The 14,635-nt window shown below is 70.6% G+C and carries 15 protein-coding genes; 7 read left to right on the plus strand and 8 right to left on the minus strand.

The features are described from left to right. The first annotated feature begins 135 nt into the window (after positions 1 to 135). The 6 genes from NOSIN_RS25770 (at position 136) to NOSIN_RS25795 (ending at position 7,555) form a co-directional block, all read left to right on the plus strand. On the plus strand, positions 136 to 1,584 hold the full coding sequence (locus NOSIN_RS25770) for a gamma-aminobutyraldehyde dehydrogenase (RefSeq protein WP_077693205.1): 1,449 nt from the start codon (positions 136 to 138) through the stop codon (positions 1,582 to 1,584). An 83-nt stretch (positions 1,585 to 1,667) separates the two neighbouring features. Next, positions 1,668 to 2,822: an ABC transporter ATP-binding protein gene (locus NOSIN_RS25775; RefSeq protein WP_077693206.1), complete on the plus strand. Its 1,155-nt coding sequence runs from the start codon at positions 1,668 to 1,670 to the stop codon at positions 2,820 to 2,822. 235 nt (positions 2,823 to 3,057) lie between these two features. Further along, positions 3,058 to 4,323 carry an ABC transporter substrate-binding protein gene (locus NOSIN_RS25780; RefSeq protein ID WP_171986639.1) on the plus strand — a complete coding sequence of 422 codons (1,266 nt, stop codon included), beginning with the start codon at positions 3,058 to 3,060 and terminating at the stop codon, positions 4,321 to 4,323. Between the two features lie 10 nt (positions 4,324 to 4,333). Beyond that, complete coding sequence (locus NOSIN_RS25785) at positions 4,334 to 5,188, plus strand: ABC transporter permease (RefSeq protein ID WP_077693207.1); 855 nt, start codon at positions 4,334 to 4,336, stop codon at positions 5,186 to 5,188. Between the two features lie 101 nt (positions 5,189 to 5,289). Then, positions 5,290 to 6,090 (plus strand): ABC transporter permease, encoded by an 801-nt coding sequence (locus tag NOSIN_RS25790; RefSeq protein ID WP_077693778.1) that lies wholly within the window; start codon positions 5,290 to 5,292, stop codon positions 6,088 to 6,090. Positions 6,091 to 6,130: 40 nt separating this feature from the next. Then, entirely contained in the window at positions 6,131 to 7,555 is a 1,425-nt protein-coding gene (locus NOSIN_RS25795; RefSeq protein WP_077693208.1) for an NAD(P)/FAD-dependent oxidoreductase, read from the plus strand. Positions 7,556 to 7,922: 367 nt separating this feature from the next. On the opposite strand, the gene NOSIN_RS25800 is transcribed toward NOSIN_RS25795, so the two are convergent. The 8 genes from NOSIN_RS25800 to NOSIN_RS25835 form a co-directional block, all read right to left on the minus strand. Continuing rightward, on the minus strand, positions 7,923 to 9,488 hold the full coding sequence (locus tag NOSIN_RS25800) for a polyamine aminopropyltransferase (protein WP_077693209.1): 1,566 nt from the start codon (positions 9,486 to 9,488) through the stop codon (positions 7,923 to 7,925). Positions 9,489 to 9,556: 68 nt separating this feature from the next. Next, the gene (locus NOSIN_RS25805) at positions 9,557 to 9,985 is read right to left on the minus strand and encodes a DUF350 domain-containing protein (protein ID WP_077693210.1); all 429 of its coding nucleotides are present in this window, start codon (positions 9,983 to 9,985) and stop codon (positions 9,557 to 9,559) included. A gap of 54 nt (positions 9,986 to 10,039) precedes the next feature. Beyond that, a complete protein-coding gene (locus NOSIN_RS25810; RefSeq protein WP_077693211.1) occupies positions 10,040 to 10,330 on the minus strand; it encodes a hypothetical protein in 291 nt (96 codons plus the stop codon). Continuing rightward, on the minus strand, positions 10,327 to 10,866 hold the full coding sequence (locus NOSIN_RS25815; RefSeq protein WP_077693212.1) for a DUF2617 family protein: 540 nt from the start codon (positions 10,864 to 10,866) through the stop codon (positions 10,327 to 10,329). Before NOSIN_RS25815 ends, NOSIN_RS25810 begins: the two co-directional genes overlap by 4 nt. 7 nt (positions 10,867 to 10,873) lie before the next feature. After that, entirely contained in the window at positions 10,874 to 11,482 is a 609-nt protein-coding gene (locus NOSIN_RS25820; protein WP_077693213.1) for a DUF4178 domain-containing protein, read from the minus strand. A gap of 236 nt (positions 11,483 to 11,718) precedes the next feature. Beyond that, positions 11,719 to 12,570, minus strand: a complete 852-nt coding sequence (locus NOSIN_RS25825; RefSeq protein WP_077693214.1) for a sulfurtransferase — start codon at positions 12,568 to 12,570, stop codon at positions 11,719 to 11,721. A gap of 63 nt (positions 12,571 to 12,633) precedes the next feature. Further along, positions 12,634 to 13,056 (minus strand): hypothetical protein, encoded by a 423-nt coding sequence (locus NOSIN_RS25830; RefSeq protein ID WP_077693215.1) that lies wholly within the window; start codon positions 13,054 to 13,056, stop codon positions 12,634 to 12,636. Beyond that, positions 13,049 to 13,411, minus strand: coding sequence for a hypothetical protein (locus NOSIN_RS25835; RefSeq protein ID WP_077693216.1), 363 nt, complete (start codon positions 13,409 to 13,411; stop codon positions 13,049 to 13,051). Before NOSIN_RS25835 ends, NOSIN_RS25830 begins: the two co-directional genes overlap by 8 nt. 276 nt (positions 13,412 to 13,687) lie before the next feature. Between NOSIN_RS25835 and NOSIN_RS25840 the strand changes: the two genes are divergently transcribed. Continuing rightward, positions 13,688 to 14,584 carry a DUF4352 domain-containing protein gene (locus tag NOSIN_RS25840; RefSeq protein ID WP_077693217.1) on the plus strand — a complete coding sequence of 299 codons (897 nt, stop codon included), beginning with the start codon at positions 13,688 to 13,690 and terminating at the stop codon, positions 14,582 to 14,584. Positions 14,585 to 14,635 lie beyond the last annotated feature (51 nt).

Raw genomic sequence — 14,635 nt, forward strand, 5'->3', positions numbered from 1 at the left:
TGGCCCTTCTGTCAAGTATCCGTCGAGAAACAGAAACTTTACAACGGAATCCCTTGAATGCACGAGTCACGGGTGGCAGTGTGACGGATCACAGCCCATGTGCGCCGAGAACGCACCCGACCGCAGGGAGCCGTAGTGACCCAGGAGCCCGGACCCGACCACCTCCGTAACTTCGTCGACGGCGAGTACGTCGACACCGTGGACGGGATGCGCGGCGACCTCGTCGACCCGTCCACCGGAAAGGTCTTCGCCACGGCCCCGGTGTCCACGGCGGAGGACGTCGACAACGCCTTCAAGGCGGCCCAGCGCGCCTTCGACTCCGGATGGCGCGACCGGACCCCCGCCGAACGGCAGATCGCCCTCAACAAGTTCGCCGACCGGGTGGAGGAGCGCGCGGACGAGCTGGTCGACGCCGAGGTCCGCAACTGCGGCAAGCCGGTCGGCCTCACCCGGACCGAGGAGATCGGCCAGGTCCTGGACGCACTGCGCTTCTTCGCGGGCGCCACCCGCAACCTGGAGGGGCGTGCCGCGGGCGAGTACCTCGCCGACCACACCTCCTGGACCCGTCGGGAGCCGCTGGGCGTCGTCGGCCAGATCACGCCGTGGAACTACCCCATGGCCATGGCGGCCTGGAAGATCGGCCCGGCCCTGGCCGCGGGCAACACCATCGTCCTCAAGCCCTCCGACACCACCCCGGTCTCCACGCTGCTGCTCGCCGAGATCGCCGCCGAGTTCCTCCCGCCCGGCGTGTTCAACGTCGTCGCCGGGGACCGCGGCACCGGCCGCGCCCTGGTGGACCACCCCGCGCCGCGGCTGATCTCCCTCACCGGCTCCACCCGTGCCGGGTACGAGGTCGCCCAGGCCGGGTCCAGGGACCTCAAGCGCCTGCACCTGGAACTGGGCGGCAAGGCGCCGGTCGTGGTCTTCGACGACGCCGACGTCGAGCGCGCCGCCGCCGGGATCGCCGAGGCCGGGTACTTCAACGCCGGGCAGGACTGCACCGCCGCCACGCGCGTGCTGGCGGCGCCGGGGATCCACGACGACCTCGCCGCCGCCCTCGCCGAACAGGCGCGCGGCACCGTCACCGCCCCGCCCAGCAACCCCGACGCCGCCTACGGCCCGCTCAACAACGCCGACCAGCTGGCCCGGGTGAGCGGCTTCCTGGACCGCGTCCCCGACCACGCCGAGGTCCTCGCCGGAGGCTCCCGGGTCGGCGACGAGGGCTTCTTCCACGCGCCGACCGTGGTATCCGGCCTGCGCCAGGGCGACGAGATGGTCACCGACGAGATCTTCGGACCGGTCATCACCGTGCAGCGCTTCACCGACGAGGACACCGCTGTGAGCTGGGCCAACTCCGTCGAGTACGGTTTGGCGTCCAGCGTGTGGACCCGCGACCACGCACGCGCCCTGCGGGTCTCGCGCCGCCTGGACTTCGGCTGCGTGTGGATCAACACCCACATCCCGATCACCGCGGAGATGCCGCACGGCGGCTTCAAGCACTCCGGCTACGGCAAGGACCTGTCGATGTACTCCTTCGACGAGTACACCCGCGTCAAGCACGTCATGAGCTACATCGGCGACTGAGCCCTCCCGTCGAGCCGCCCCGCGCGGCCCGGGCCCCGCCGCGAGTCCGCGGCAAGAACGAGACTGACAGGAAATACCCCACCATGGCTCCCACCAGCACCACCCAATCCGAGGTACCCGAAGCAGACACCGCTCCGGCCGTGGGGCCCGCGATCCGCCTGGCCGGAGTGACCAAGTCCTTCCGGACCGGTTCCGAAACGGTGCGCGCGGTCAACGGTGTCGACCTGGAGATCGAACGCGGGGAGTTCTTCTCACTGCTCGGGCCGTCCGGCTGCGGCAAGACCACCACCATGCGCATGATCGCCGGGTTCGAGGACCCCACCGGGGGTGTGGTCCACCTCGACGGCCGCGACGTCACCGGTGTGGCCGCCAACCACCGCGACGTCAACATGGTCTTCCAGAGCTACGCGCTCTTCCCGCACATGAGCGTGGCCGACAACGTCGCGTTCGGGCTGAGGCGCAAGAGGGTCCCCAAGGCCGAGGTCACCCGCCGGGTCGGCCGGATGCTCGACCTGGTCGAGCTCGGGAACCGCGCCAAGCACCGACCGTCACAACTGTCCGGCGGCCAGCAGCAGCGCGTCGCCCTGGCCCGCGCGCTCGTCAACGAGCCCTCCGCCCTGCTCCTGGACGAGCCGCTCGGCGCGCTCGACCTCAAGCTCCGCCAGTCCATGCAGGTCGAGCTCAAGCGCATCCAGCGCGAGGTCGGCATCACCTTCGTCTACGTCACCCACGACCAGGGCGAGGCGCTGACCATGTCCGACCGCATCGCCGTGATGAACAACGGCGTGGTCGAGCAGCTCGGCGCGCCCGCCGAGATCTACGAGCGCCCCGCCACCAGGTTCGTCGCCGACTTCATCGGTACCAGCAACCTCGTCCGCGGCGTGGTCGGCGCCGCCGCGGGAAGGCTGTGGAAGGTCGAGGTCGCCGACGGCTCCACCGCCCTGGTCGCCGAACTGCCCGGGACGGTCACCACCGGCTCCCACATCCACCTGACCGTCCGCCCGGAGAAGATCCACATCGGGACCGACCGGCCCGAGGGCGACGTCAGCCGCGTCCCCGGCACGGTCGCCGAGACCGTCTACACGGGTGCGGCCACCCAGTACCAGGTGGACATCGGCGGCGGCGAGGAGATCACGGTCTACCGGCAGAACGCGTCGGGCTCCACCCTGGTCGCCGATCGGGGCGAGCGGGTGTGGCTGTCCTGGCGACCTGAACACTCCTACGCGCTCCCGTCCTGACCGCACCGCCCGCGCACACCCCTCGCCGAGCCCCGCAGGGCACCAGTCACCCTCTCCAGTCTCAACAGACACATAAGCCCTAACAGGCACATCAGCCCCATAGTCACAGCAGATCCACCAGCCACGTCCGGTACCTCCGAGCACGGGAGGTGCCCGCCCCGCCCCGGACCCCCGGCCCCGTCCGCTCCGACACGGCGACGGCGGTCTCCGAAGAACCGAAGTAGGGAACGACGACATGAACAACCGACAGCGCCCCCCGCTGGACCCCGCCCTCCTGCGCGGGCTCACCCGGGCCCGCCGCGGTCCCCTGCCGATCCCCGGCATCACCCGCCGCCACACCCTCCAGGCGGGCGGCGCCGCCGCGGCCGCACTCGCCCTGTCCGCCTGCGGAGTCGACGGCCAGCAGCGCGAACCCGCCGCGAGCGAGGACTTCTGGGCCGGCAAGGAGCGCACGGGCAACCTGCGCTGGGCCAACTGGCCGTTGTACATGGACCCCGAACGCACCCAGATCCAGCAGTTCACCGAGTCCACCGGCATCAAGGTCGACTACAAGGAGGACGTGCACGAGGCCGCGTCGTTCTTCGGGCAGATCCAGCCCAAGCTCGCCAACGGCGACGACATCGGCTACGACCTGATGGTCCTGACCAACGGCTTCGAGCTGGCCAAGCTCATCGAGCTCGGCTACCTGGCGCGGCTGGACCACACCAGGCTCCCCGCCTTCGCCGAGTACGCGGGCGAGATCTACAAGAACACCTCCTACGACCCCGGCAACAAGCACACCGTCCCCTACGCCTCGGGCATCACCGGCATCGCCTACAACCCCGAGTTCGTCGACCGGGAGATCACCAGCCTGCAGGACCTGTGGGACCCGGCCTTCGAGGGCAAGGTCGGCATGTTCGCCGACCCGCAGGAGATCGCCGTCTTCGGCCTGCTCGCCAACGGAGTCGACCCGGCCGACTCCACCCGGGAGGACTGGGAGGCCGCGGCCGACAAGCTCCGCGAGCAGCGCGACTCCGGCGTGGTGCGCGCCTACTACGAGCAGGACTACATCCAGCCGCTCACCACCGGTGACCTGTGGATGACCATGGCCTGGTCCGGAGACATCTACCAGCAGAACGCCGAGGCGGGCACGGACCTCAAGTTCGTCATCCCCGACGAGGGCGCCACCCTGTGGACCGACAGCCTGATGATCCCGTACACCACCAAGGCCCCGGTCGACGCCATCGAGCTGATGAACTTCCTCTACGAGCCGGAGATCGCCACGGGCCTCACCGAGTACATCGGCTACATCTCCCCGGTCCCGCACGCGCAGGAGGTCATGGCCGAGTGGGCCGCCGCCGAGGGGGAGGGCGAGCGCGCCGAGGCCCTGCGCGCGATGTCGGAGAGCTCTCTGGTCTTCCCCGACGAGAGCGACTACCAGAAGCTCCACAACTACGTGGCGCTGGAGCCCGACCAGCAGGGGGAGTTCTCCTCCCTGTTCCAGGCAGTCACACAGAGCTGAGTCCGAGACCATGAGCAACCGAAAGATCACGCCCTACGTGCTGGTGCTTCCGGCGTGGGCCTGGCTGGCGCTGTTCTTCGTGGTGCCCATCGGCGGGATGCTGTCCATGTCGCTGACCACGGGCAGCGTGGTCACCGGTTTCCAGCAGACCTTCGAGGTGGGCAACTACGCCACCGCCGTCGGCACCTACTGGGAGCAGATCCTGCGCTCCCTGTTCTACGGCGCCTGCGCCACCCTCGTGTGCATCGTCCTGGGCTACCCGATGGCGTACTGGATCGCCTTCCGCGGCGGGGCCCACAAGTCCACCTACCTGCTACTGATCCTACTGCCGTTCTTCGTCTCGTTCGTGCTGCGCACCATCTCCTGGCGGTTCTTCCTCTCCGACAACGGGGTGGTGCTCGGCACGCTCAAGGACCTCGGACTGCTCTCGGAGGGCTTCGCCGTCCTCAACTCCGCGCTCGCGGTGATCCTCGGCCTGGCCTACAACTTCCTGCCGTTCATGGTCCTGCCGATCTACGCGGTCCTGGAACGCATGGACCCGCACCTGGTGGAGGCCGCGCACGACCTGTACGCCGACCGCTTCCAGGCCTTCGCGCGGGTGGTCCTGCCGGTGTCCCTGCCCGGGGTGTTCGCCGGGGTGCTGATGACCTTCATCCCCACCAGCGCCGACTACGTCAACGCCTCGGTGCTCGGAGGGACGCACAACACGATGATCGGCAACGTCATCCAGACCCAGTACCTGGTCAACAACAACTATCCGATCGCCGCCTCGATCACCTTCGTCCTCATGGGGCTGCTGCTGGTCGGGATCTTCAGCTACGCGCGTGCCCTGGGCACCGAGCGGGTCATGGAGGTGCACGCGTGAACACCGACGTCCACGGGCGGGGCACCGCCGCCGGAAACGCCGCCGGGAGCGGCGGAGGCACCACCGGGAACGGAACCGGGGGCGGTACCGCTCCGGCGGCCGTGCGCGGACGGGCGCGGCGCCGGGTCGACTGGGGCCGCTACCACACCTGGGCCGTGCTGGCCTGGCTGTTCGCGCCCATCGTGTTCATGATCGTGTTCAGCTTCAACGACCCGGCCGGGCGGCACAACATCACCTGGCAGGGCTTCACCCTGAAGTGGTACCAGAACGCGTTCGCCCATACCGAGCTCAACGAGGCGATGTTCAACTCGGTGAGCATCGCGCTGTTGTCGATGGTCGTCTCCGGCGGACTGGGCACTCTGCTCGGACTGGCCCTGGGCCGGTTCACCTTCCGGGGCAAGCAGCTCACCAACCTGGTGATGTTCGCGGCGATCAGCGCGCCCGAGGTGGTGATCGGCGCCGCGCTGCTGTCCACCTTCCTGATGATGAACGTGACCACCGGCTACTGGACGACGGTCATCGCGCACGTGATGTTCTGCGTGTCCTTCGTAGCCATCACCGTGCGGGCCCGCGTCATCACCCTGGACCCGCGCCTGGAGGAGGCCGCCCGTGACCTCGGCGCCGACTCGTGGACCACGTTCCGCCTGGTCACCCTGCCCATGCTGTTCCCCGCCATCATGGCGGGAGGACTGCTGGCCTTCGCCCTGTCCATCGACGACTACATCATCACCTCGTTCGTCAGCGGCGACGTCACCACCTTCCCGCTGTGGATCTGGGGCGCCACCCGCGTGGGCATCCCGCCGCAGGTCAACGTCATGGGCACCCTGCTGTTCGCGGTCGGGCTGCTCCTGGCGGTGGTCAACGTCGTCATGGCCCGGCGCCGGTCCGCGGCCGGGGACTGAGTCCCGTACCGGTACCCAACCACGAACGGAAGCGATAACCATGGCCGACGGAGCGACCCAGCGGGTGGCGAGGGCCCTGGCGGACACCCGGCCCCGGGTCTTCTGGCTCGATCCCGACATCCCGGGGCACGACGTCCCCGAGCCCGAGCCGCCCCTGTCCGGTGACGTGTCCACCGACCTGGCGGTGGTCGGCGCCGGCTTCAGCGGGCTGTGGACCGCGCTCATCGCCAAGGAGCGCGACCCCGACCGCGACGTGGTGCTGGTGGAGGCCCGTACCACGGGGTGGGCGGCCTCCGGGCGCAACGGCGGGTTCTGCGCCGCCAGCCTCACCCACGGCTACGACAACGGCGCCGAGCGCTGGCCCGAGGAGATCGGCGAGCTCGAACGCCAGGGCCGCGCCAACCTCGACGGTATCGAGGAGGCGGTGGCCAGGTACGGGATCGACTGCGGGTTCGAGCGCACCGGCGAGATCCTGGCCGCCACCGAGCCCTGGCAGGCTGAGGGGTTCGCCGAGTCCGCCGAGACGACGGCCGCCCTGGGCCACACCTCGTACGTGTGGGACGCCGAGCGCACCCGGCGGGAGATCGACTCGCCCACCTACGTGGGAGCACTGTACGAGCCCGACGGCGTCGCCATGGTCCACCCGGCCAAGCTCGTGTGGGGCCTGCGCGCCGCCTGCCGGCGGCTCGGCGTACGCGTCTTCGAGAACACGCCCGTGCGCGCGATCCGCTCCGTGCCGAGGGGCCTTCGCCTGGAGACCGGCGGCGGCGCCCTGCACGCGTCCAAGGTGGCCTGGGGGACCGGGGCCTTCCCCGGACCCCTGCGCCGGCTCAAGCACTACCTGGCCCCGGTCTACGACTACGCGCTGATGACCGAGCCGCTCACCGACGGGCAGATGGCTTCCCTGGGATGGAAGGGCCGCCAGGGGGTCTCCGACGCCGCGAACTTCTTCCACTACTACCGGCTGACCTCCGACAACCGCATCCTGTGGGGCGGCTACGACATCGTGCACCACTACGGCGGCAAGGTGCGTCCGGAGTTCGACCAGCGCCCGGAGACCTTCCGCAGGCTCGCCGGGCACTTCTTCGAGACCTTCCCCCAACTGGCGGACGTGCGGTTCACCCACAGCTGGGGCGGGGTCATCGACACGTGCAGCCGGTTCTCCGCCTTCTTCGGTACCGGGTACGGAGGCCGTCTGGCCTACGCCGCCGGGTACACGGGGCTGGGAGTGGGCGCGACCCGCTTCGGCGCTCAGGTGATGCTGGACCGCCTCGACGGCCTGGACACCGAGCGCACCCGGCTTCGCATGGTCCGTGAGAAGCCGCTGCCCTTCCCTCCCGAGCCGGTCCGCTCCCTGGGCATCGGGCTGACCCTGCGCGCCACGGCCGCCGCCGACCGCGACGGGGGACGCCGCAACCTGTGGCTGCGCGGCCTGGACGCGATGGGTCTGGGCTTCGACAGCTGACGACGGGACGACCGCGGAGGCGGCGCACCGGGTCGCGGGCCTGAGAGGGCAGGAGGGGAGAAAAGGGGGGAAAAGCCTGGGTAACGGCTTGGCCGGGGAAGCGGCGGGGGCGGCGTGGCGCTTCCGCCGCATCCGTGCGCCGGGACAGGATGGGGCAGGCCGCGAGGGGATCCGGGGCGGAACACGTGCGCACGCGCGCTTGCGTCCGCCGGGCGCCGTCTCCTGGCGGCATGCCGTCGCCACCGTCTCCGACACCGCACCGAACTCCCGTTCCAGGCACACCGCGCGGCCGCCCACTGGCCCAAGTCCTCAGGCCGCGCGGTGCTCTTCACCAGCGGTGATGGAGGAGGCGGCGGGCGGCGGGACGTCAGTAGCCCCGCCAGGCCCCCTGGTGGTACTGGATCACGCGGGGGTGCATGAGGGTCGACTCCTCCGAGCCGTCGCCGCGGCGGTCCTTGGGGAAGACCTGGGCGGCGGCCAGCAGGGGCTCGTCGAGGAAGCGCAGGGGCGGCGCGTCGTCGGGAACGTTCAGTTCGGGCGCCCCGTCCGCGGTGGCGAGGTAGAAACCCCAGTTGCCGAAGGACGGCACGTCCACGTTGTAGGGGGTGGCGGCCAGTCCGGCGTCCTTCATCGTGCGGCCCACACCCCAGTAGGCGTCCGGGGCGAAGAAGGGCGAACCGGCCTGCACCACCACGCGGCCCCGGTCCGACAGGGCGTGGCGCAGGAGCGAGTAGAACTCCACGGTGTAGAGCTTGGCGGTGCCGACGTCGGTGCCGTCCGGAAGGTCGGCGACGACCACGTCGAACCGTTCGTGGTTCTCGCGGAGCCACTGGAAGGCGTCGGCGTTGACGACCTCCAGGCGCGGATCCTCGAAGGAGTGCTCGTTGAGGTCGGTGATCACCGGATGGGTGGAGGCCAGCTCGATCACGGCCGGGTCCAGGTCCACGAGGGTCACCGAGTCCACGTCGTCGTAGGCGAAGATCTCGCGCAGGGCCAGGCCGTCGCCCCCGCCCAGCACCAGGACGTCCTCGTGCGGACCCGCCATCGCGGGGTGGACCAGCGACTCGTGGTAGCGGTACTCGTCCAGCGTGGAGAACTGCAGGCTCCCGTTGAGGAACAGGCGGACGTCCTCGCCGTCGAGGGACCGGGTGAGCACGATGTCCTGGTACTCGGAGCGCTCGGCGTGCGCGATCGGGTCCCGGTACAGGGCCTGGCGGGCGTCCACCTCGAACTGGTCGGCGTAGACGAAGGCCAGGCTGAGCAGCGCGATGATGAGCGCCAGGCCGGCGCCCAGGCCCGTGTAGGCGCGCCGTCCCAGTTCCGAGCGGAACAGCCACAGCACCACGGCCACACCGACCACGGCGTTCAGCGCTCCCACGACGAGGGCGCCCTTGGGCAGGCCCAGCAGCGGCAGCAGCAGGAAGGGGAACGCCAGACCGCCGATCAGCCCGCCCACGTAGTCGGCGGCGAAAAGGTCGGCGACCGCGTCGGAGGCGTCCTGCCTGCGGATGCGCTGGATCAGCGTCATCAGCAGCGGGATCTCCATGCCGATGAGCATGCCGATGAGGAACGCCAGCAGCACCAGCGCGGGCTGGTAGGCCGAGAACCAGGCGAAGGCCCCGTACAGCAGCAGCACCGACAGGCCGCCGACGAGCGAGAGCAGCCCCTCGATGACGGCGAAGGCCATGGCCGGGCGCGCCTGGAAGCGCTTGGACATCAGCGAGCCCGCACCCATGGCGAACACCATCACGGACAGGACCACGGAGGCCTGGGTGATGGTGTTGCCCAACAGGTAACTGCCGATGGCGACGAGCGCCAGTTCGTACACCAGGCCGCACGCGGCGCAGACGAACACCGCCAGCAGTACGAAGAAGCGGGCCGCCCTGGCCGAAACCGGGAGGCGGGACCGGGGGCGGACGGTCTTCTCAGTCAACACGGGTGCCTTCGTCTGGTGGTGCTGGTGGCCGGGGCAGGGGCCGTTCGGAAGCGGGGGAGGCGGGATCAGGTGAGGGCCGCGGCGATGACCAGGCCGATCGCCACGTGCGCGGAGGCGCTCACCCAGGTGGCCGGGTGCGGTTCGCTGTCACTGATCATGTGGGAGATCTTGGCGGGGACGAGGAGGTCGATCAGCAGGAACGACAGCGCCATGACGCCCAGGCCGATCAGGCCGTAGACGGCGGTCGAGAGCAGCCCGGCCCCCAGGCCGATCTCGGAGTCACTGGAGAGGATCGCCGAGGTGACGACGATGGCCGAGCCCAGCGTGTTGGCGGACACGAGCAGCACGGCGTTGCGGTTGCGGTCCTCCCAGATCAGCTTGTGCAGCTTACCGGGGGTGATGAGGTCGGTGAGCACGTAGCCCACCACGAGGATGGCGATGCCCACTCCGCCGTAGGCGAGGGCTGCGAGGGAGTTGAAGAGAATGACGTTCATGGTCCTGTCCGCTGGTAGGGGGATTCGTGGTCGGGTGCTGGAAGTGGGCGCTGACTACTTGCCGAAGCCGCCGCCGCCGCCACGGTAACTGCTTCCGCTGCCGTCGCTGTTGCTGCTGCCGCCGCCTCCGAAGAAGAAGAAGCCTCCGCCGCCGCCGGAGGAGCCGTCGCAGTCGTCATCGTCGTAGCCCTCGATCGAGACCTCGTCGTCATCCGGGCAGTACTCGTTGCTGTTGTTGTTGCAGGCACTGAGCAGGATCAGCAGGAGCAGGATGCCGCCACAGACGGCGAACACCGTGATGATGACACTCCTGTTGCTGTTCCCGGATGCCTCGTATGCGTTCATGGTGCGGATCTCTCAGAGGTGGGGGGCGTGGTCACGTTCGAGGTGGTCGTCACCAGTTCGCCGCTCTGCGGATAGGCGTGCCAGGTGCGCCAGCGGAGTGGTCCTCCGCGATCGGGGGTCAGGTGCAGCGCGGTGACCGCGAGGGGATCACCCGGAAAGGCGACGAGCAGGCCGCCGGGGGAGTCTGCCACCTCGTGGTGGAGCCGCTCCACCCTGAGGGCCAGTTCGTTACGCGACAGGGACTCCACGAGCGAGCCGAAACGGTACCGGCCCAGGTCCGGGCGCTCGATGCTGCCCGGCAGGCCGCCGGGCAGGCCGGGCAGGCAGGCCACGGTCTCCACCAGGGCCCCGGCTCCGCGCACCGGATCCGGCGTGACGGTCACCTGGTGGGAGGCACCGAGCACGCGCAGTTCGACACGGGCGCCCGGCACCCGCACGGTGCGGGTGGCCAGGGGGACGACCGGCGGGTGGTCCAGGGTCCAGACCAGGTCGTCGGCGCTGGTGTCGACGAAGGGGGCGCTGATGCTCGCGAGCACGTCTCGATCAGCTCCCCGGGAAGATGGTGAAGGTTCCCGGAGCGACCTTGGTCCCGGTACTGGCCTCCCAGCGGCCGTGGTCGAAGCGCTCGAAGGACAGCAGCCTGCCGTCGTCGGACTCGAAGTCGGCGTAGTCGACCCCGCCCTGCGCCTTGAGCCCGGTGGTGCCCTCGGAGCGGTAGGAGCCGGTGCCCTTCTCCTGGAGCTTGTAGACGACGCCCTCCACCTCGATGGACCTGCCCTGGGGGACGAGGTCCAGGTCGGGGCGGCCGGTCCACAGGGCCAGCTGCACGTCCGGGTCCTCCTCCACGGAGATCCAGCGCTTGCCGCCCTCGACCTCCAGGAAGTGCTCCGACCAGGTGTAGCCGCCCTCGGACAGGCGCAGGGTGCCGCGGATCCAGGTGCGCTCGGTGCCCCAGTCGACCATGTCGCCCGCCTTGAGCGTGCGCGGGTCGCCCGCAGTGCTGTCCCCCTTGTCGGCGAAGGGGTCCTGCGGCGGTGCGGGTGCCTTGGGGGAGGAGCTCCGGCTCTTGGAGCGCCGCAGGGCGACCACGACGGCTGCCACGACGGCGGCCGCGGCGATGACAAGGACGAGTATCAGGAGTTCTGTGGCCAATGTTCCTCGTTTCACGGTGGCGCACGGGACAGGGGATCGGGAGAGGGTGGCGCGGTCCTCGTTCACGGTTGTTCCCGAGGCCGTGCGGGGTCCTACTGGCGGTTGGACGCCGTCCGGGGAGCCGGGGTTCCTCCGGGGCCGGTTCCGGCCCCCGGAGAGCCGCCCGCACGACCTTCGCGAACGGCCGGATCCGGTGGCGGGTCCCCGTGGCCGGGACTCACGGGGCGCCCGGGGGTTCACGCGTGGGGATCGCCGGTCTCCACGGGGAGGGAGTCGTCACCTCCCCAGCGGCTCCACGAGCCCGGGTACAGGCGGGCACCGGTGTATCCGGCGTGCTCCAGGGCGAGCAGGTCGTGGCAGGCGGTGACCCCGGACCCGCAGTAGGCGGTGACGGTGTCCGCGGAGTCGGCGCCGAGGGCGGCGAAGCGCTCGCGCAGGGCTTCCGGGGCGGCCAGGAACCCGTCACCGTCGAGGTTTCCGGTCCACTCCGCGCTGCGGGCGCCGGGTACGTGCCCCGGACGGGCGTCGACGGGAGCGGGCCGCTCCCCGGTGTAGCGGCCGCGGGCACGGGCGTCGACCAGCAGGTGCGCCGGATCGCCGGCCCGGGCCCGGACGGTGTCGGTGTGCACGACCCGGTCCCCGGGCCAGGGCACCGGGGTGCGGTGGGCGGGCTCGGGCGTGACGTCGCCCTCCTCCAGCCCTCCGTTCCAGGCCTGGACGCCGCCGTCCAGGAACGCCGCCGGGGTGCCGAGGACGCGCAGCATCCACACGAGGCGGGCGGCGACCGAACCGCCCGCGTCGTCGTAGACGACCACGGAGGAGCCGTCGCCGATGCCGAGACGGCCGAGCGTGTCCGCGAAGTCGACCGGGTCGGGCAGCGGGTGGCGGCCGTTCCCGGGGCCGGCCGGTGCGGCGAGATCGGCGTCCAGGTCGGTGAAGACCGCGCCGGGCAGGTGGCCGGAGCGGTGGGCGTCGCGGCCGGAGCGGCCGTCGAGGTACCAGCGGGAGTCGACGAGAACGACCTGGTCACGGTGCTCGCGGAGCCAGTCGGCCGACACGGCCACCGGGAGGGACAAGGGTTCGGACATGGGCGACAGCCTAACGCCGAACCGCTGGTCACGGCATGCCCGGCCGGCCTCCGGCCGTGCGGTTCAGTCCCTGTCCACGCGATGGACGCGCATGATCCACCACAGGCCCACCACCGGCAGCACCAGCGGAATGAACAGGTAGCCGCCGCCGAAGTGCGACCACACCGTGTCGTCGGGGAACACCTCCGGCATGAGCACGCTGGCCGCGCCCACCACGAGTACCCCGACCACCTCGACGCTGCACGAGACCAGGGCGACCAAGCGCGAGATGCGTCCGGCCCGGGCCAGACCGACCGCCGCGACCAGGTAGACCACGCCGGCGAACAGCGACAGCGCGTAGGCCAGGGGCGCCTCGCCGAACTTCGTGGCCAGTTGGAAACCGCCCCTCGCGGTGGCGGCGAGCGCGAACACCCCGTACACGGCGACGAGGAGCCGTCCGGGGCCGGTGCGCAGGGTCCTGGCGGTGGGCGCGGTGGTCTCAGGCAACGGGGTTCCAGAGCTGTTCGAGCCGGACGAACAGGACGGGCAGGATCAGGCACGCGAAGGCGATCACGGCCGGTCCCCACTTGCTGCGCTCCATGAAGCCCCACACGGCGCACGCGGGCGGCAGCAGCGCCACGGTGGCCAGGTAGGACACGAACATGGCGGTCTCGGCGGGCCGGTCGCCGCCGACCACGGTGACGACGGTGGCGCCCACCTGACCGAGGACGAGGAGCCACAGGAGGCCCATACCGACGAGGTGGGGGACCACCATGGGCTGGTCGCGGAAGGTCGAGACGAGGCACCATCCGGCCATCGCCAGTGACGCCACCTGAATCGTCATGGTCAGCCAGTCGACCACGCCGCCTCCGCTCGCCCGTCCCTCCGCCCGTGTCGGCGGTTTCTACGACACAGCGTAGTACCTGGCGGCCACCACTTCACCTCGGCCCCGAAGGTCCACGGACGCGCGAACAGCGGGAACGACCGGTTCCGGACACGTTCGGCACGGGGCGGGCGCGACCAGCGCGGACCCGTGTCGGATATGGTCCCTTCCAGCCGCACGTGTTCCAGCCGGTACACGGCTACAGGTCCGCGGCACATCCCCTACGCCATCGTGTACGAGAACCGGAGCACACGCGTGTCCTATCCCCATGATCCTTCCGGCCCCCAGCAGCCCCCCTACGGCGGTCCTTCCGGGGGACAGCCGCCCTACGGCGACCCGAGCGGCGAACAGCCCCCCTTCGGCGGTCCGACCGGCGGTCAGCCTCCCTACGGTCCGCCCGGGGGACAGCCCCACTACGGGCCTCCCGGTGAGCAGCCCCCCTTCGGCGGTCCGACCGGCGGTCAGCCTCCCTACGGTCCGCCCGGGGGACAGCCCCACTACGGGCCTCCCGGTGAGCAGCCCCCCTTCGGCGGCCCTCCCGGTGGCCAGCCCCCCTTCGGCCCGCCCGGGGGACAGCCGCCCTACGGTGCGTCGCCCTACGGCCCGCCCCCCAAGAAGGGCATGTCCACCGGGGCCAAGATCGGTATCGGCGTCGGCGGCTGCCTCGGACTCGTGGTCGTCGCGATCGTCGTCATCGTGATCATCGCCGCGCTGTCCGTGAGCGAAGACGACTCCTCGGCCGCTCCGGCGCCCTACGCCACCGAGGAGGAGTTCGCCCCTGAGGGCACCACCGAGCAGGACCCCGCGACCGGGGAACAGGACGTCAGCATGACCGCCACCGCGGCGGGCACCGCGGGCGACACCATCGACGACACCGTCTACACGGTGCTGGACGTCGAGCTCACCAACAACGGTGACGAGTCCCTCAGCGTCAACCCGATGTACTTCACCACGGTGCTCGCCGACGGCACCGAGCGGACCGACTGGGGCGAGGCCCTCTTCGCCGACATCGAGCCGTTCCAGGTCACCGAGCTGGCGCCCGGCGACAGCGCCTCCGGGCAGATCGCCGTGGTGGGCGAGGTCGTGGTCACCGAGGTCCGGTACGACCCGAGTTTCGGCATGGAGGAACCGATCGTGACCACCGTCCAGTAACGCGGGAACGTGACGGCGCCCCGGCCGCGGGTACTCCGCGGCCGGGGCGCC

It is taken from the genome of Nocardiopsis sinuspersici (genome assembly GCF_001998325.1).
GTDB classification, from domain to species: Bacteria; Actinomycetota; Actinomycetes; order Streptosporangiales; family Streptosporangiaceae; genus Nocardiopsis; species Nocardiopsis sinuspersici.